The sequence below is a fragment of the Pararhizobium sp. genome, assembly GCF_035497515.1.
Classification (GTDB): domain Bacteria; phylum Pseudomonadota; class Alphaproteobacteria; order Rhizobiales; family Rhizobiaceae; genus Pararhizobium.
The window spans coordinates 1-17,424 of the sequence record NZ_DATJDJ010000216.1; the positions used below are offsets into that span (position 1 = coordinate 1).

Sequence of the window (17,424 nt, forward strand, 5' to 3'; positions counted from 1 at the left end):
GATCGGAATGACGTTCGGCAGTTCGATGATACGGCCGACCGACGTATTTCGGTCGGCGCCGACATCCATCAGATAGGCGGTGACGGCGGCGCGCAGGCGGATGAATTCGAGGTCAGAGTTCATTTCGGCGCGGATGCGCGGACGCGGAAGGGCCACGTCGAAGCTGGGGCCGAGCGTTGCGTTTGGACCGGGCGTCAGCGGAATGATGCGGTCAGCCAGCAGGATCGCCTCATCGACATCATTGGTGACGAGGATGATCGTCTTCTTCTCCTGCTCGGAGATCGCGGCAAATTCGTCCTGCAGCTTCGACCGGGTCAGTGCGTCCAGCGCCGAAAGGGGTTCGTCCATCAGCAGCACGTCCGGCTGCATCGCCAGAGCCCGTGCCACGGCGACGCGCTGGCGCATACCGCCGGAAAGTTCGGCCGGTTTGCGATCTTTTGCGTGGGCGAGGCCGACCATGCCGACATAGCGCGAAACGATCTCCCTGCGCTGCGTCCTGCTCTTCGCCTTGAAGACGCTGTCGACGGCGAGCGACACGTTCTGATCGACCGTCAGCCAGGGCATCAGGGAATAGGATTGGAACACGACGCCGCGTTCCGGGCCGGGACCGGTGACTTGCCTGTCGTTGAAGAGAACGGCGCCCGAATCCGGCTTGATAAGGCCGGCGAGGAGGGAGATCAGGGTGGTCTTGCCCGCGCCGGAGAAGCCGACGATGGCAACGAACTCGCCCTTCTTCACCTTCAGATCGACGTTCGAGAGAACGTCGTTGCGGCTCTTGCCCTGGCCGTAGGATTTCGAGATGCCGCTGAGTTCGAGAATGGTCATCATCGTTCCCTTATCGATTGGTCGAGAAGGTGAAGGCGGACTGGAGCGCGAACATGATGCGATCGAGCGCAAAGCCGATGATGCCGATGGTCAGAACGGCGACCATGATGCGGGCAAGCGAAGTTTCGGAGCCGTTCTGGAATTCGTCCCAGACGAACTTTCCAAGACCCGGGTTCTGCGCCAGCATTTCGGCAGCGATCAGAACCATCCAGCCGACGCCGAGCGCCAGCCGCAGGCCGGTGAAGATCAGTGGCAGGGCGGACGGCAGGACCAGCTTGCGGACCGTCGTTGCGGTCGAAAGCTGCAGAACCTTGCCGACATTGACGAGATCCTTGTCGATCGACGCGACGCCAAGCGCGGTGTTGATCAGTGTCGGCCACAGGGAACAAAGGGTGACGGTGACGGCCGAGATCACCAGCGATTTCGGCAGCATGTCGGACGGGTTCACGTAGAGCGCCGAGACGATCATGGTGACGATCGGCAGCCAGGCGAGCGGCGAGACCGGCTTGAAGAGCTGAATCAGCGGGTTGATCGCGCCATTGATGGTGCGTGACAGGCCGGAGGCGATGCCGAGCGGGATGGCGATGATGCTGCCGAACAGGAAGCCAAGACCGACGGTGAGCAGCGACGTCAGGATCTGGTCGAGATAGGTCGGCTTGCCGGTATAGCTGCGGTGCTTGACCTCGTCAGGCTTGCCTTCGGCGACGAGCTTTGCGTTGCGCTCGTCCTGACGCTGGTAGAAAGCACCGGCCTTTTCGCGCTCGGCGAAATGGTCCTGCCACAGCACGCCCGCTTGCTCGAAGACCTCGACCGGGCCGGGAACCGCCCCGAGCGATGTCTTGACCGTCGGCGCGAGAACGCCCCAGGCGACAAGGAAGAAGAGGATGCCGGCAAGCGGAATGACCAGGGTCTTGCGGATTTCCGCCATCTGCTCGCGGACGCTGTCGCCGGCGGCGATCCTCAGGAGCGGCGTCACCCAGCCGAGCCCGAGAATATTGAGCCAGGTGGCGGCCTTGTTGATGTGCTGGAAGAGGCGTTCCCGGCGCATGGCGCTATCGGGCTTGCCGGTATCGATGCCGTCTGTTGCGTGGGTCATCTATGCTTGCCTTATAGGTATCGGGAAAGGTGGGTCAGCCGCCGACGATCTCGGAGCCTTCGACTTTCTGCTGGCCCTTGAGGCCGAGTTTCAGCGAGTCGATGTAGGCGTTCGGTGTCTTGCCGTCGTAGCTGACGCCATCGATGAAATCGGCGGTGGCCGGCTTGTAGCCGTCGCTGCTCCAGGGGAAGTCGGCATCCTTGGCCTTGCCTTCCTCGACCAGCATCCTGGCGGCCTTCAGGTAGAGGTCCGGCTTGTAGACGGACTTGGCCGTTTCGGCGTACCAGGCGTCGTCCTTGAATTCGGGGATCTGACCCCAGCGGCGCATCTGCGTCAGGTACCAGATGGCGTCGGAATAGAAGGGATAGGTGGCGTTGTAACGGAAGAAGACGTTGAAGTCCGGCACCTCGCGCTTGTCACCCTTCTCGTATTCGAAGGTTCCCGTCATCGAGTTGGCGATGACCTTGGCATCGGCGCCGACATATTCCTTGCGAGAGAGGATTTCGACAGCTTCGGCGCGATTGGCATTGTTGTTCTCGTCGAGCCACATGGCGGCGCGGATCAACGCCTTGGTCAGGGCCAGCGTCGTGTTGGGGTTCTGCTCGACGAATTCCTCGGTCAGGCCGAACACCTTTTCCGGATTGTTCTTCCAGATCTCGTAGTCGGTGACGACGGGCACGCCGATGCCCTTGAAGACGGCGGCCTGGTTCCAGGGTTCGCCGACCGAATAGCCGAGGATCGTTCCGGCTTCGAGCGTTGCCGGCATCTGCGGCGGTGGCGTCACCGAGAGAAGGGCGTCACCCATGATCTGGCCAGAGACATCGGCCGGCGAATAGTAGCCGGGATTGATGCCACCGGAGGCGAGCCAATAGCGCAGTTCGTAATTGTGGGTGGAAACCGGGAAGACCATGCCGAGATTGAACGGCTTGCCGTCTGCCTTGAACGTGTCGACGACGGGCTTCAGCGCATCGGCCTTGATCGGGTGTGCCGGCTTGCCGTCCGCGCCGGTCGGCACGTTCGGCTTCATCATGTCCCAGATCGCGTTGGAAACAGTGATGCCGTTGCCGTTGAGGTCCATGGAGAATGGCGTGACGATAGGCGCCTTGGTGCCATAGCCGATCGTCGCGGCAAGCGGCTGGCCGGCCAGCATGTGGGCGCCATCCAGTTCGCCGGTGATGACGCGGTCGAGCAGCACCTTCCAGTTGGCCTGCGGCTCGAGCGTGACATAGAGGCCCTCGTCTTCGAAGAAGCCCTTTTCATAGGCAATGGCCAGCGGCGCCATGTCGGTGAGCTTGATGAAGCCGAGCTTCAGTTCGTCCTTTTCGAGCGACAGAGTTTCAGCGGAGGTGTGCGTGGCAAAGACGCTGATCGTCAGGGCGGAACAGATGGTCGCCATTCGGTTGAGCAATGTCTTCATGGCATCCGTCAATGTCTCGGTCATCTGTCAGTCCCCTTGGGCTGTGGGAAAATGGACAATAAAAAACGCCGCTCGGAGATTGCGCCTTCAGGATGATCTCCATCCCGGACTGCAAAAACCTTGCGACGTCGGTGTCACTGCGAGCCCATGTCTGCGGGCTCGACTTGCTACGATCGCCATTGACCGTTGCGATTCATGTCATGCAATGCGCATGCCAGTTTTGAGGGGAAATGTTATGGTATTGAAATAAAAGAGATTTTTGTCGTTTCTGGATGGGGGATTAAAATTTGACCATTCCGGCTTTTTGCAAAATTTTTTGGCGTTTGCTTTTGCGTCGCCGATTTGGCAGGGGAAATTTTGTGCAATGCAAAATTGCCTGGCATCAGATTTCGTCGCGTGACCGGTCTTCCCGCGTCTCGGCCTTGACCGGAAAAGCGGCAATGTAAGTGGCCATGGCATGGGGGTCGAAAACCTGGCCATCCAGGAAACGGTCGCCTTCCGTCTCGCCCTCGATCCGCACGGTCGCATCCGTGGGTGTCGCCCCTGGGCCGAGGGCGAGGCGGTAGATGTCGGGCCGATAGGCGGCGGCGGCAGCGGTCATGCCTTCCGGCGAAAGCTCCGTCTGCCCCCAGCGCACCATCTGGCTGTAGATCCAAAGCGCCTGGCTTGGGCGTGGATAGTTGGCTGCGCCGGCGTGGAAGGTGAAATAGTCGGTGATGACACGCTTGTTGCCTTCGCTGTCGAGGTTGAACTCGCCTGCCAGGACCCGGCGGATGATGTCGATCGGGGCAGCGATATAACGGCTATCGGCCAAGACCTCGGACAAGGCGTCATGGTTGGTGGGGTTGTCGCACCAGCGGGCCGCGGCATCGAGCGCGACGATCAGGCGGGACACGGTTTCGGGGCGGGTCTCAGCCCAATCCGGCCGCATGCCGATGACCTTTTCCGGAGCTGAAGGCCAGATGTCCTGCTTGACGGCAACGATGCGGCCGGTGCCGCGCTCGGAGGCGACCATGTTCCAGGGGGCGCCGACACAGAAACCGTCGATGGCACCCGCAGCCAGTGCGTCGGAGGTCATCGGCGGCGGCACGACGACGAGCTTGACGTCGTGGTCCGGATCGATGCCGCCAGCTGCCAGCCAGTAGCGGACTTCGTAATTATGGGAGGAGAAGGGATAGGTGACGCCGAGCGTCGGCAACGCTTCGCCACGCGCCCTGATGCCTTCGATCACCTTGGCCAGCGCTCGGGCGTTTTCCAGCGCGCCGGCGGTCTCGGTTATGCCCGCCCCCTGCCGCATGCGGGCGTAGAGCCGGGTCGAAAGCGTAATGGCGTTGCCGCCGCGACCGAGCGAAAAGGGGGTGATCGTCGGCGAGGGGTTGGAGCCGAGCCCAAGCATCGAGGCGACCGGCATGGGCGACAGCATGTGGGCGATGTCGAATTGCCGGAAGGCGAGCCTGTCGCGGATATTGGCCCAGGAAACGTCCCGGACGAGATCGAGCAGAATGCCTTCCTTCCGTGCAAAGCCGAATTCGGCGGCGGCGATGAGGACGGAGGCATCGACGAGCGGAATGAAGCCGGCGCGCAGCGTGCGCGGACCTTCAGCAGTCAGCCGCCCCGGTGCCGCGAGATGGCTGTTGCCGCTGCGCGGGCCGCCGGTCGGATCCGTGGATTTTGTCGTCATGTTCACTCCGCTGCCTCCCCGGGCATGCCGACCATCACATCAACAGCCCTGCAGCGGTGACGACGCTTTGGGCGATGTCGGACAATTTCTTCTTCTCGTTCATGGCGGTCTGGCGCAGCAGCGCATAGGCCTGCTCCTCCGAAAGGCCGCGCATCTTCATCAGGATGCCTTTGGCGCGCTCGACGATCTTGCGTTCTTCCAGTGCCGACTTGGCGTCCGCCAGTTCCCGCTGCAGCCGGGAAAAGGCGTTGAAGCGGCTGACGGCCATGTCGAGGATCGGCTTGACGCGCTCCTTCTTCAGGCCGTCGACGATATAGGCCGACACGCCGGCATCGACGGCGGCCTCGATGGAGGCGGTGTCGGAGCGATCGACGAACATGGCGATCGGCCGACTGAGCGTGCGCGTTAGCTGGAACAGATGCTCCATCATGTCCCGATTGGGATTTTCGAGGTCGATGAAGATGACGTCCGGTTGCAGCGTCTCGATGATCCGGGCGATGCCGTTGACCTCGTTCACGACGGTGACCCTGGCGTGGCCTGCTTCACGCAATCCTTCCTCGATGATGGACGCGCGAATCGCGTTTTCATCGATTACAAGAATGGTGAGGTCCAAATAAGCCATGGCGCATACATGACGCAGCGCAGCAAACTTGGCAATGCCTATAATTACAGCGATTCCTGTTGTGAATTAAAAATTAGGCAAATGGCTTGGCGTCAGTGATTCAGCGTGCTTTTTTCGATATGCTGTTTTATCGGATGGAAAAGGGTGGCTTACGGTAAGAGGGATCGTAAGGGCGGAGAGGCTTCGCAGTCGGGGGTAGGACGTGCATCAGGATATGGCTTTGGTAACGACCGTTGCGGTCAGCTTCGTGCTGGCGGCGGCCTTTGGCTACTGTGCCGATCGGCTTCGCTTGCCGCCGCTTGTCGGATATCTGGTGGCCGGCATCATGATCGGTCCGTTCACGCCGGGCATTGCCGCCGATAGCGCCATGGCGGCGCAACTGGCGGAAATCGGCGTGATCCTGCTGATGTTCGGCGTTGGCCTGCATTTTTCCGCGTCCGACCTGATCGCTGTGCGCGGCGTCGCCATTCCCGGCGCCATCGGCCAGATCGTCCTTGCAACGCTGCTCGGCATTGGTCTCACCACGCTCTGGGGCTGGAGCCTCGGCGCCGGCCTCGTTTTCGGTCTCAGCATATCCGTTGCCAGCACCGTCGTGCTCCTGAAGGCGCTGGAGGAGCGAAACCTGGTCAATTCGCCGAATGGGCGCGTCGCCATCGGATGGCTGATCGTCGAGGACCTGGCCATGGTTCTGGCGCTTGTCCTGTTGCCAATCGTGGCGCAGGTGCTGGGCGATCATGACGCGGTCAGTTCCCATGGCGTGGCGGCCAGTGGCGGCACGGAAATCATGCTGACCATCGTCATGACGGTGGTGAAGCTCGCGGCCTTCGCGGCACTTGCGATCATTCTCGGTCCCCGGATCGTGCCCTGGATCCTGACGCTGGTCGCCCGCACCGGCTCGCGCGAACTGTTCACGCTGACGGTTTTGGCGACCGCCGTGGGACTTGCCTTCGGATCGGCGGCGATCTTCGGCGTCTCCTTCGCGCTCGGCGCGTTCTTCGCCGGCGTTATCATGAGCGAATCGCATCTCAGCCATCGGGCGGCCGCCGATTCGCTGCCGCTGCAGAATGCCTTTTCGGTGCTGTTCTTCGTCTCCGTCGGCATGCTGTTCAATCCATACATCCTGATCCGCGAGCCGCTGGAGGTCCTCGCGATCCTGGCGCTGATCACGCTCGGCAAATCGGTCATCGCCGTCGGCGTCGTCCTGTTTCTGCGTTATCCGGTTTCGATGGCGCTAACGGTCGGGGCGAGCCTCGGGCAGATCGGTGAATTTTCCTTCATCGTGGCGGGGCTCGGCATTTCGCTCGGCCTCTTGTCGCAGGAAGGGCATGACCTCATTCTCGCCGGCGCCATCCTGTCGATCACGCTCAATCCGATGCTCTTCTGGGCGGCCGGCAAGCTCAAAACCATGCTCGGCACGGTCGCCCCGACCTTCGTCGCCACCCATGGCGCGCGCAAACTGGCGGTGCTCAGCCGCGATCTCGATATCGTCAAGGCGCGGGTAGAGGAAAAGGAGAGCCAGCAGCAACTGAAAAAGCAGCAACTGGTCAGCACCTTCCCGCTGTTCTCGCAGGTGGACGAGCATGCGCTGGAGGAACTGCTTCTCCTGTTCCGGCCTGCATCCGCCGCTCCGGGCGACAAGGTGATCCGTGCCGGAGAGCGGGGTGACGCGATGTATTTCATTGCCGCCGGCACCGTCGAGGTCCGCCTGGAGGCCGGCTCGGTTCCGCTGGAGGCAGGTGCGTTCTTCGGCGAAATGGCGCTTCTGAGCGGCGGCCTGCGCACGGCTGACGTGATCGCTGTCGATTTCTGCCAGTTCCTCAAGCTCGACCGGCGCGACTTCAACATGTTCATGGCGCGCCATCCTCGCCTCCGCGCCGTCGTGAGCGACATGGCCCGTGAGCGAAAACAGATGAATGTCGTCCGCGAGGCGAATGGCAGCGCTGCGGACTGAAACTTGCGCGGTTTTGGCCGGAATGCAATTTTCACCGAAAAACCCGTCGGGATTGGCAACAATCGACATGCGGCTATGATGTAGACTTTTCAGGTCACATCGAAGCCGGAGACCGCCATGACCGCGCCGCATCCTTCCAAGACCCATATCGGCAACCACAAACTCCATCCCGAAACGCTGATGCTGAATTTCGGCTATGATCCGGAACTCTCCGAAGGCGCGGTCAAGCCACCGGTTTTCCTGACCTCGACCTTCGTCTTCAAGTCTGCGGAAGAGGGGCGCGACTTCTTCGACTTCGTCTCCGGGCGGCGCGAACCACCGGCGGGCACGGCGGCGGGGCTCGTCTATTCCCGCTTCAATCACCCCAACAGCGAGATCGTCGAGGATCGTCTGGCGGTGTATGAACGCACCGAAAGCTGCGCGCTGTTTTCCTCCGGCATGTCGGCGATCGCGACAACGCTCTTGGCCTTCGTTCGTCCGGGCGACGCGATCCTTCATTCGCAGCCGCTCTATGGGGGAACGGAGACACTGCTTGCGAAAACCTTTCTGAACATGGGGGTCGCGGCGGTCGGGTTTGCTGATGGCGTCAATGAAGAGAGCGTGCAATCGGCGGCAGATACGGCGATGGCAAAAGGTCGGGTCTCGATGATCCTGATCGAGACGCCGGCCAATCCGACCAACAGTCTGGTCGATGTCGCCATGATTCGCCGCATCGCCGACAGGATCGGCAGGGCGCAGGGGCATACGCCTGTCATTGCCTGCGACAATACCCTGCTCGGGCCTGTGTTCCAGCGGCCGATCGAACAAGGCGCGGATATTTCGCTCTATTCGCTGACCAAATATGTCGGCGGCCATTCCGATCTGATCGCCGGCGCGGCGCTTGGCTCGAAGGCCGTGATGAAGCAGGTCAAGGCGCTGCGCGGTGCGATCGGCACGCAACTCGATCCGCATTCCTGCTGGATGCTCGGCCGCTCGCTGGAAACGCTGTCGATTCGCATGGAAAAGGCCAACCGCAATGCGCTGGAAGTGGCGAATTTCCTCAGAGATCATCCGAAGGTCGAAGGCATCCACTATCTGCCCTATCACGATCCGCAGTCGCCGCTCGGCAAGACGTTCGCGGTGCAATGCACCGGCGCCGGCTCGACCTTTTCCTTCGATATCCGTGGCGGCCAGCCGGCATCGTTCCGGTTCCTCAATGCCCTGCAGATCTTCAAGCTGGCGGTCAGTCTCGGCGGCACGGAATCGCTTGCCAGCCACCCGGCCAGCATGACCCATTCCGGCGTGCCGGTCGATGTGCGTGAGCGTATCGGCGTCCTGGAATCCACCATCCGCCTGTCGATCGGCATCGAGCACCCTGATGACCTGATCGCCGACCTGACCATGGCGCTCGACGCGGCATGACAGGCGTTTTTCTTATTTTTCGTTGTGTCTTGAAACGGTTACATTGATGCGCCATATTCCATCCATGGAATTCGTTTCCAGCGGTTGACCACGGATGTACTGGCAGCTGTTGTCGAGACGGGTCGGAGAGGTCGGGTTTTCACCCGGCCTTTTTCTTTGGGCGAACCATTTTCTGCGCTTTGAGAAATGGCCTCGTCGGGACGGCTCGAAGAATGGTGATCCCAATTGGATTCGAACCAATGGCCTCAGGATTAGGAATCCTGCGCTCTATCCTGCTGAGCTATGGGACCGACCGGAAGAACCCATACAAAAGGCGCGGGCTTTAGCCAAGTGTTTTTCCGTCCGGGCTGCCGCTGCTTTGCCCCGCGCATGCTTTTTCTGCGGCGCATCGGCGTGGGGCTGGCGCCGGATGCTTTTCCGATGTTAAGCAGGATGCGGCGTAACGGGGAGGAGACCCGTCCGTTACGGTGCCGCCTAACAACAAGACGCACAAGAGTTTGATCCAGCATGTTCATTGGAATTGATTGGGGCGGCACGAAAATGGAAGTCATCGCGCTCGACCGCGATGGCGCAACAAGGGCAAGGCACCGGATCGCCACGCCGACCAGCGGTTACGACGCCTGCGTGCGCGCCGTGCAGGATCTGGTCGCGACGGCCGAGCAGATGGCCGGCGAACGCGGCACCGTCGGCATCGGCATTCCCGGCAGCCCCAATCCGCGCACCGGGATCGTGCGCAATTCCAACGCCGTGCTTTTGAACGGTCAGCCGCTTGGCCGCGACCTTGCGGCGGCGCTCGGTCGCGAGGTGCGGCTTGCCAATGATGCCAATTGTCTCGCCGTGTCCGAGGCGGTGGATGGCGCGGGCAAGGACGAGCACACGGTGTTCGGCATCATCGTCGGCACCGGCCATGGCGGTGGCCTGGCCATCGGCAAGCATGTGCATGCCGGTTATCAGGGCGTTGCCGCCGAGATCGGCCATTACCCCTTACCCTGGATGACGCGCGAGGAATATCCCGGCCACAAGTGCTGGTGCGGAAAACACGGCTGCCTCGACATGTATGCCTGCGGCACCGGCGTGGAACTGGACTACCGCACGACGACGGGCATCGACCGACGCGGCCGCGACATCATCGCCGACAAGCGCAACGGCGAGCCGGTGGCGACCGCCGTTTACCAGCGTTTCGTTGACCGGCTGGCGCGCAGTCTGGCGCTGCTCACCAATGTCGTCGATCCGGATGTCTTCGTACTGGGTGGCGGCATGTCGAATGTCGATGAAATCTACGACGAATTGCCGGACCTGATCGTCAAATACATTTTCGGAGACAGCTTCGAAACGCCGATCCGCAAGGCCGTGCACGGTGACAGTTCGGGCGTGCGCGGCGCGGCCTGGCTGTGGAAAGACTGAGAGAAAAGGAAGAGGACGCATGGGTATCGACGCGGATCTGGAGCGGATCGCCTTTCAGGAAAGCGAACTGCAGTTCGACAGTTTCAATCTCGAAAGCGGCTGGGCGCTGGGCTCGTTGCTGCGGGATATGGCCGTCGAGCGCAAGCTGGGCGTGGTGATCGACGTCACGCTGTTTTCGATGCCGGTCTTCTATACGGTGCTTGCAGGCGGGACGCCGGACAATCCGCATTGGGTGCGCCGCAAGCGCAACTGCGTCTTCCGCTTCCTGAAGAGCAGCTATGCCGTCGGCCTGTCGCTCGCCAAGCAGGAAACCACCATCCAGGCAAAGTTCGGATTGCCGGACGCGGATTACGCGCCGCATGGCGGCAGCTTCCCGATCGTCGTCAAGGGCACGGGCTGCATCGGCGCCGTCACCGTTTCCGGCCTGCCGCAGCGCGAGGACCACAATCTGGTCGTGGAGGCGCTGGCCAAGATCCTCGGCAAGGACAATGGCGCGCTGAAGCTGGCATAATCCCGTTTCGATTGATATTTTCAAATGACGCATGTGCTGGAACGGATTTCTTGACGATGGATATTGCAGGCTTTTCCGCTACGCTGAACGAATGGCTGACCGGAGCGGCGCTGCCGCTCTGGCGGGACAAAGGCTTCGACGGCCCGGGCGGCGGTTTCGTCGAAACGATCGACATGGCCGGTGAACCGACGCGGGCAAACCGCCGATCGCGCGTCCAGCCCCGCCAGGTCTACTGCTTCGCCGAGGCCGGACGCCGTGGCTGGAGCGGTGACTGGCAGACGCTCGCCACGTCGGGCACCGCCTATTTCGATCGCGTCTTCCTGCAGCCAAGCGGCTTTTTCGGTGCGCTGGCGGATGCGGACGGCACTCTGATCGATGCGTCCTTCGATCTCTACAATCAGGCGTTCGCGCTTCTCTCGTTTGCCTATCTGGCGCAGGTTTTCCCGGAGCGGAAGGCGGAGATGATCGAACGCAGCAACATGCTGCGGCAAAAGCTCGAAGCCTTTTGCAAACACCCGTCGATCGGCTTCGAGGAAGACAACCCGCCACGCCTGCCGCTGGCCTCCAATCCGCATATGCACCTGTTCGAGGCCTGCCTCGCCTGCGAAAGCGTTGATGGTTTCGACACCGTCGCCTGGACCAATCTCGCCGATGAAATCGCCACGCTCTGCATGGATCATTTCATCGACGCGGAGACCGGCGCTCTGCGTGAATTCTTCGACCATGACTGGTCGCCGATGCCGGGCGACAAAGGGCGGATCGTCGAGCCCGGCCATCAGTTCGAATGGGCCTGGCTGCTCTTGCGCTGGGGCGAGCGGCGCGGCAATGCGGACGCGCTGGTCAAGGCGCGCCGGCTGTTCGAGATTGGCGAACAATACGGCATCGCCCAGCCGCGCGAAGTCGTCATCATGACGCTGTTCGACGATTTCTCGGTCGCCGATCCCATCGCTCGCCTTTGGCCGCAGACCGAATGGCTGAAGGCATCGATCCGCTTCGCGACGCTGTCACTGGGCGAGGAGCGCGAACGCTATCTGCGCTCGGCCGTGCGGGCCGCAACGGCGCTGATGCGTTTTCTGGACACGCCCGTGAAGGGTCTCTGGCGCGACAAGCAGAGGGATGACGGCAGCTTCATCGACGAGCCGGCTCCCGCCAGCACCTTCTACCATATCGTCTGCGCCATCTATGAACTGGATGATTGCCTGAAGAGGCTTTGAGCCACTGTTTCGATAGATGTTTAAACGGCCCGCTTCCGCTGGAGCGGGCCGTTTCCGTTTGCGCCAGACAAATACGCAAACTTCATATGTTGACATAAAGATATCTTTATGTGATTTCTGAAATTCGAATTGTTGTCGTTTTCAGAACGGGAGATTTCCCATGTCCGCCATCGAAGCCCTTTTCGGCGCCGTTTCCCCGCAACCGGATGGATCGGAGGTCACGGCCGCTTTGAAGGCTGCGGCGCGTGAGCGCATCCTCATCATGGACGGCGCAATGGGCACGGAGATCCAGCAACTGGGTCTCGGCGAAGACCATTTTCGCGGCGATCGGTTCGTGGCCTGCGAGTGCCACCTGCAGGGCAACAACGATCTCCTGACGCTGACCCAGCCCGGCGCCATCGAGGAAATCCATTACAACTACGCCATTGCCGGCGCCGATATTCTCGAGACCAATACGTTCTCCTCCACCTCCATCGCGCAGGCCGACTACGGCATGGAGGCGGTGGTCTACGAACTCAACCGCGATGGCGCGCGCCTCGCACGTCGGGCCGGACTGCGTGCCCAGAAGGTCGACGGCAGACGCCGGTTCGTTGCCGGTGCGCTCGGCCCGACCAACCGCACCGCCTCGATCTCGCCGGATGTCAACAATCCCGGTTTTCGCGCTGTTACCTTCGATGACCTGCGCATCGCCTATGCCGAACAGCTGCGCGGCCTGATCGATGGCGGCGCCGACATCATCCTGATCGAGACGATCTTCGACACGCTGAACGCCAAGGCGGCGATTTTCGCGACAGAGGAAGTGTTTGCCGAAAAGGGCGTGCGCCTGCCGGTCATGATTTCCGGCACGATCACCGATCTTTCCGGCCGCACGCTGTCGGGCCAGACGCCGACTGCCTTCTGGCATTCGGTGCGCCATGCCGATCCCTTTACCATCGGGCTGAACTGTGCGCTCGGAGCCTCAGCGATGCGGGCGCATCTGGCGGAAATCTCGTCCGTTGCCGACACATTCGTCTGCGCCTATCCGAATGCCGGCCTGCCCAACGAATTCGGGCGATACGATGAGAGCCCAGACGAAATGGCGGCCCAGATCGAGGGTTTTGCCCGCGACGGTCTTGTCAACATCGTCGGCGGCTGCTGCGGATCGACGCCGGATCATATCCGCGCGATCGCTAAGGCGGTCTCCAATCATGCGCCGCGCGAAATTCCGGAAGTGCCGCGGCTGATGAAGCTGTCGGGATTGGAACCGTTCACGCTGACCAAGGACATCCCCTTCGTCAATGTCGGCGAGCGCACCAACGTCACCGGCTCGGCCAAGTTTCGCAAGCTGATCACCGCCGGCGACTATGCAGCTGCTCTGGATATCGCCCGCGACCAGGTCGCCAATGGCGCCCAGATCATCGATATCAACATGGACGAGGGCCTGATCGATTCGAAGCAGGCAATGGTCGAGTTCCTCAACCTGATTGCCGCCGAACCGGACATCGCCCGCGTGCCGATCATGATCGACAGCTCGAAATGGGAGATCATCGAGGCCGGGCTGAAATGCGTCCAGGGCAAGCCGCTGGTCAACTCCATCTCGATGAAGGAGGGCGAGGATGCCTTCCTCCACCAGGCAAGGCTCTGCCGCGCCTATGGCGCCGCCGTCGTCGTCATGGCCTTCGACGAACAGGGGCAGGCGGATACGCAAGCCCGCAAGATCGAGATCTGCACCCGCGCCTACAATTTGCTGACCGAAAAAGCCGGGTTCGCGCCGGAAGACATCATCTTCGACCCGAACGTCTTCGCGGTGGCGACCGGGATCGAAGAGCATAACAATTATGGCGTCGATTTCATCGAGGCGACGCGCGCGATCATCGAGACCCTGCCGCATGTCCATATTTCCGGCGGCGTGTCGAACCTGTCCTTCTCCTTCCGCGGCAACGAGCCGGTGCGCGAGGCGATGCATGCCGTATTTCTCTATCACGCTATCCAGGCGGGCATGGACATGGGCATCGTCAATGCTGGCCAGTTGGCCGTTTACGATCAGATCGAACCGGAACTGAAGGAAGCCTGCGAGGATGTCGTCCTTAACCGCCGTTCCGATTCCACCGAGCGCATGCTGGAGCTTGCCGAACGCTTCAAGGGCGCGGCCGGCAGGGAGGCCAAGGAGCGGGACCTGAAATGGCGGGACTGGCCGGTCGAAAAGCGGCTGGAACATGCGCTGGTCAACGGCATCACCGAATTCATCGATGCCGATACGGAAGAAGCGCGGACCAACGCCGAACGGCCGCTGCATGTCATCGAAGGTCCGCTGATGGCCGGCATGAATGTCGTTGGCGATCTCTTCGGTGCGGGCAAGATGTTCCTGCCGCAGGTGGTCAAATCGGCTCGCGTGATGAAGCAGGCGGTGGCGCTTCTCCTGCCGTATATGGAGGCCGAACGGCTGGCCGGCGGCGGGCTTGGCGAGCGACAGAGCGCCGGCAAGGTGCTGATGGCGACGGTCAAGGGCGATGTGCATGATATCGGCAAGAATATTGTCGGCGTCGTTCTCGCCTGCAACAATTACGAGATCATCGATCTCGGCGTCATGGTGCCGTCGGCGAAAATCCTCGAAGTCGCCCGCGAGCGTAACGTCGATATCATCGGTCTCTCCGGCCTGATCACCCCGTCGCTCGACGAGATGGCGCATGTGGCGGCCGAAATGGAACGCGAGGGCTTCGATATTCCGCTTTTGATCGGCGGCGCCACGACCAGCCGCGTGCACACTGCCGTGAAGATCCATCCGCGTTACAGCCAAGGGCAGGCAATCTACGTCACGGACGCGAGCCGCGCCGTTGGCATCGTCTCCAGCCTGCTGTCACCGGAGATGAAGGCCGGTTATGTCGAGACCGTGCATGCCGAGTACAAAAAGGTTGCCGATGCACATGCGCGCAACGAACTGGAAAAGCAGCGTCTGCCGCTGGCGAAAGCGCGCGCCAATGGCCAGAAGGTCGATTGGAGCGCTTACCAACCAAAGACGCCGTCCTTCCTCGGAACGCGCGTGTTTCAGGGCTGGGATCTGGCGGAACTGGCTGACTATATCGACTGGACCCCGTTCTTCCAGACCTGGGAGATGAAGGGCGTCTATCCGAAGATCCTCGATGACGAGCGCCAGGGCGAAGCGGCTCGCCAGCTGTTTGCCGACGCGCAGGCCATGCTGGCCAAGGTGATCGCGGAAAAATGGTTTGCGCCAAAGGCCGTCGTCGGCTTCTGGCCGGCCGGTACCGTCGACGACGATATCCGCCTGTTCGCGGACGAAACACGCAGCGCCGAGCTGGCGACCTTCTTCACCCTGCGCCAGCAGATGGCCAAGCGGGATGGCCGTCCGAATGTCGCGCTGTCGGATTTCGTCGCGCCGGCGAGCAGCGGCGTCCGCGACTATATCGGTGGCTTCGTCGTCACCGCCGGCATCGAGGAAGTGGCGATCGCCGAGCGGTTCGAGCGTGCCAACGACGATTATTCCTCGATCATGGTCAAGGCCCTGGCCGACCGCTTTGCGGAAGCCTTTGCCGAGCGTTTGCACGAATATGTTCGCAAGGAACTCTGGGGGTATGCGGCGCAGGAAACCTTCGCCCCCCACGAGCTGGCGGGTGAGCCCTATACCGGAATCCGCCCGGCGCCCGGCTATCCGGCCCAGCCGGACCATACGGAAAAAGCGACGCTGTTTGGTCTGCTGAAGGCCGAAGAGGAAATCGGCGTGATCCTGACCGAGAGCTACGCGATGTGGCCGGGATCATCCGTTTCCGGCCTCTATATCGGTCATCCCGACGCCTATTATTTCGGTGTTGCCAAGGTGGAGCGTGATCAGGTCGAGGACTATGCCGGCCGCAAGGGCATGCCGGTTAGCGAAGTCGAGCGGTGGCTGGGGCCAATTCTCAATTATGTGCCGGCCCCGAAGGTACAAGCGGCCGAGTAGGAAATGAATCAGGCCGGACGAATCGCGCGTTCGGCCAGATAATCGTTCAGCCGGTTCGCGCTGCCCAGCGGATCGGCAAGCCCGACATAGGTGTCCGGCCGCAGCAGATAGGTCGCATCCCGGGCAAGCCCGGCTTCGCCGAACTCCTCGCGCCATTCGAACACGTGCAATGGAATGTTATGATCCGCGCAGGCGGTCTTCAGCTCGGCCGAAGCGGCGCCGTAGACGTGCACCTGCCAGGTAATGGCCGAGAGCGAATCATAATTGTCGCGCCCGTCGAATCGCACGAAAGGCAGCCGGTCACCGCCGCTGACCTTGCCCGCCTCGCCGACGCTCAAGGGACTTTCCGGATAATCGAGCGTTGTCTGCGAGACCAGGCGAAAGATCGCCTCACGGGCCGAATCGAGGCTCCAGGCCACTTTCGCGAAAATCGGCGCGATCCGGGTGCGCATGAACTCGGCGATGGTCCCTTGCGCGGTGGCGGCACTGAAGACGCGGTCGGTCGTTTCGACCAGCTTGCGCGCGAAGACCGGCCGCTCCAGCTCGAAACTGTCGAGAAGACTGTCGTCGGCCTGCCCCTTGAGCACGGCGGCCAGCTTCCAGGCGAGGTTGATCGCATCGCCAATACCGGTATTCATCCCCTGTCCACCCGCCGGACTATGCACATGGGCGGCGTCGCCGAGGAGAAAGACGCGGCCGTGCCGGAAGCGCTCGGTGATCCGGTGATGGACGCGATAGGTGGAAAACCAGTTGACCTTGTCGATGACGAGGCCAACGGCGCTGATCGCCTCGCGCCCGACATCGTCGATGGTGAGCGTCTTGTCCTTGTCGGTGCTGTCTTCTCGAATGGTGCCGATCAGCCGTGTCCTGTCTGCTCCGTAGGGCAGAAGCAGCATGAATTCCGGGCCTTCGAAGACGATCGTGACGTCGTCGCCCGTCCTGTCGCTTCGGGCCTCCACATCGGCGACGTAAAACAGCTGCTCGTAGGTTCCGCCTTCGAAACTGGCGCCCAGCGTATGGCGAACCGCAGACCGCGCGCCGTCGCATCCGGCGAGGTAACGCGCCTCGCAGGTCTCGATTTGCCCATCCGGGCCGCGTAGACGTACGGTCACGATGCTGCCGTCATCGGTGAAATCAACAAGCTCCGTCCGCCGCTCGACGTCAATGCCATGCTTACGCAATTGCTCGACGAGAAAACGTTCATGAAGGTCCTGCGGATAGACCAGCACGAAAGGGTAGGGCGTGAGACGATTACCGGCATCGCCGAACGAGATGCTGGCGCGGGGCTTGCGTCCGGCCCACATCTTGAGCCCGGTGCTCTTGCGCCCGGCGGCCGCGACGGTGTCGCCGATCCCCAGTTGCCGGTAG

The 17,424-nt window shown here is 61.8% G+C and carries 12 protein-coding genes and 1 tRNA gene; 6 read left to right on the forward strand and 7 right to left on the reverse strand.

All coding sequences use genetic code 11. The features are described from left to right. The 5 genes from VL202_RS22675 to VL202_RS22695 all read right to left on the reverse strand — a co-directional run. On the reverse strand, positions 1-825 hold an 825-nt coding region (locus VL202_RS22675; protein ID WP_325466320.1), incomplete at its 3' end, for an ABC transporter ATP-binding protein. 10 nt (positions 826-835) lie between these two features. Further along, positions 836-1,921, reverse strand: coding sequence for an ABC transporter permease (locus VL202_RS22680; RefSeq protein ID WP_325466321.1), 1,086 nt, complete (start codon positions 1,919-1,921; stop codon positions 836-838). 34 nt (positions 1,922-1,955) lie between these two features. After that, positions 1,956-3,362, reverse strand: a complete 1,407-nt coding sequence (locus tag VL202_RS22685) for a CmpA/NrtA family ABC transporter substrate-binding protein (protein ID WP_414692931.1) — start codon at positions 3,360-3,362, stop codon at positions 1,956-1,958. 358 nt (positions 3,363-3,720) lie between these two features. Then, entirely contained in the window at positions 3,721-5,019 is a 1,299-nt protein-coding gene (locus VL202_RS22690; protein WP_325466322.1) for a CmpA/NrtA family ABC transporter substrate-binding protein, read from the reverse strand. Between the two features lie 34 nt (positions 5,020-5,053). Then, positions 5,054-5,641 carry an ANTAR domain-containing response regulator gene (locus tag VL202_RS22695; RefSeq protein WP_325466323.1) on the reverse strand — a complete coding sequence of 196 codons (588 nt, stop codon included), beginning with the start codon at positions 5,639-5,641 and terminating at the stop codon, positions 5,054-5,056. 214 nt (positions 5,642-5,855) lie between these two features. Between VL202_RS22695 and VL202_RS22700 the strand changes: the two genes are divergently transcribed. Beyond that, positions 5,856-7,592, forward strand: coding sequence for a cation:proton antiporter (locus VL202_RS22700; protein WP_414692932.1), 1,737 nt, complete (start codon positions 5,856-5,858; stop codon positions 7,590-7,592). A 117-nt stretch (positions 7,593-7,709) separates the two neighbouring features. Next, entirely contained in the window at positions 7,710-8,993 is a 1,284-nt protein-coding gene (locus VL202_RS22705) for a cystathionine gamma-synthase family protein (protein WP_325466325.1), read from the forward strand. Positions 8,994-9,206: 213 nt separating this feature from the next. Here VL202_RS22705 and VL202_RS22710 read toward each other — a convergent pair. Continuing rightward, positions 9,207-9,283, reverse strand: a tRNA-Arg gene (locus tag VL202_RS22710). Positions 9,284-9,500: 217 nt separating this feature from the next. Here VL202_RS22710 and VL202_RS22715 point away from each other — a divergent pair. From VL202_RS22715 to metH, 4 genes are all read left to right on the forward strand, one after another. Next, on the forward strand, positions 9,501-10,397 hold the full coding sequence (locus VL202_RS22715; RefSeq protein WP_325466326.1) for an ROK family protein: 897 nt from the start codon (positions 9,501-9,503) through the stop codon (positions 10,395-10,397). A 19-nt stretch (positions 10,398-10,416) separates the two neighbouring features. Next, positions 10,417-10,908: a heme-degrading domain-containing protein gene (locus VL202_RS22720; protein WP_325466327.1), complete on the forward strand. Its 492-nt coding sequence runs from the start codon at positions 10,417-10,419 to the stop codon at positions 10,906-10,908. Between the two features lie 56 nt (positions 10,909-10,964). Next, entirely contained in the window at positions 10,965-12,122 is a 1,158-nt protein-coding gene (locus VL202_RS22725; protein WP_325466331.1) for an AGE family epimerase/isomerase, read from the forward strand. Positions 12,123-12,282: 160 nt separating this feature from the next. Then, complete coding sequence (gene metH / locus VL202_RS22730; RefSeq protein ID WP_325466328.1) at positions 12,283-16,056, forward strand: methionine synthase; 3,774 nt, start codon at positions 12,283-12,285, stop codon at positions 16,054-16,056. 8 nt (positions 16,057-16,064) lie between these two features. On the opposite strand, the gene VL202_RS22735 is transcribed toward metH, so the two are convergent. Next, positions 16,065-17,424, reverse strand: a 1,360-nt coding sequence (locus VL202_RS22735; RefSeq protein WP_325466329.1) for an FAD-dependent monooxygenase, incomplete at its 5' end; no start/stop codon positions are given.

Excerpts from the sequence above, each read along its gene's own strand:
- VL202_RS22680 (WP_325466321.1), bottom strand. The coding sequence starts at position 1,921 with ATGACCCACGCAACAGACGGCATCGATACCGGCAAGCCCGATAGCGCC.
- VL202_RS22685 (WP_414692931.1), bottom strand. The coding sequence starts at position 3,362 with ATGACCGAGACATTGACGGATGCCATGAAGACATTGCTCAACCGAATG.
- VL202_RS22690 (WP_325466322.1), bottom strand. The coding sequence starts at position 5,019 with ATGACGACAAAATCCACGGATCCGACCGGCGGCCCGCGCAGCGGCAAC.
- VL202_RS22695 (WP_325466323.1), bottom strand. The coding sequence starts at position 5,641 with ATGGCTTATTTGGACCTCACCATTCTTGTAATCGATGAAAACGCGATT.
- VL202_RS22700 (WP_414692932.1), top strand. The coding sequence starts at position 5,856 with ATGGCTTTGGTAACGACCGTTGCGGTCAGCTTCGTGCTGGCGGCGGCC.
- VL202_RS22705 (WP_325466325.1), top strand. The coding sequence starts at position 7,710 with ATGACCGCGCCGCATCCTTCCAAGACCCATATCGGCAACCACAAACTC.
- VL202_RS22715 (WP_325466326.1), top strand. The coding sequence starts at position 9,501 with ATGTTCATTGGAATTGATTGGGGCGGCACGAAAATGGAAGTCATCGCG.
- VL202_RS22720 (WP_325466327.1), top strand. The coding sequence starts at position 10,417 with ATGGGTATCGACGCGGATCTGGAGCGGATCGCCTTTCAGGAAAGCGAA.
- VL202_RS22725 (WP_325466331.1), top strand. The coding sequence starts at position 10,965 with ATGGATATTGCAGGCTTTTCCGCTACGCTGAACGAATGGCTGACCGGA.
- metH (WP_325466328.1), top strand. The coding sequence starts at position 12,283 with ATGTCCGCCATCGAAGCCCTTTTCGGCGCCGTTTCCCCGCAACCGGAT.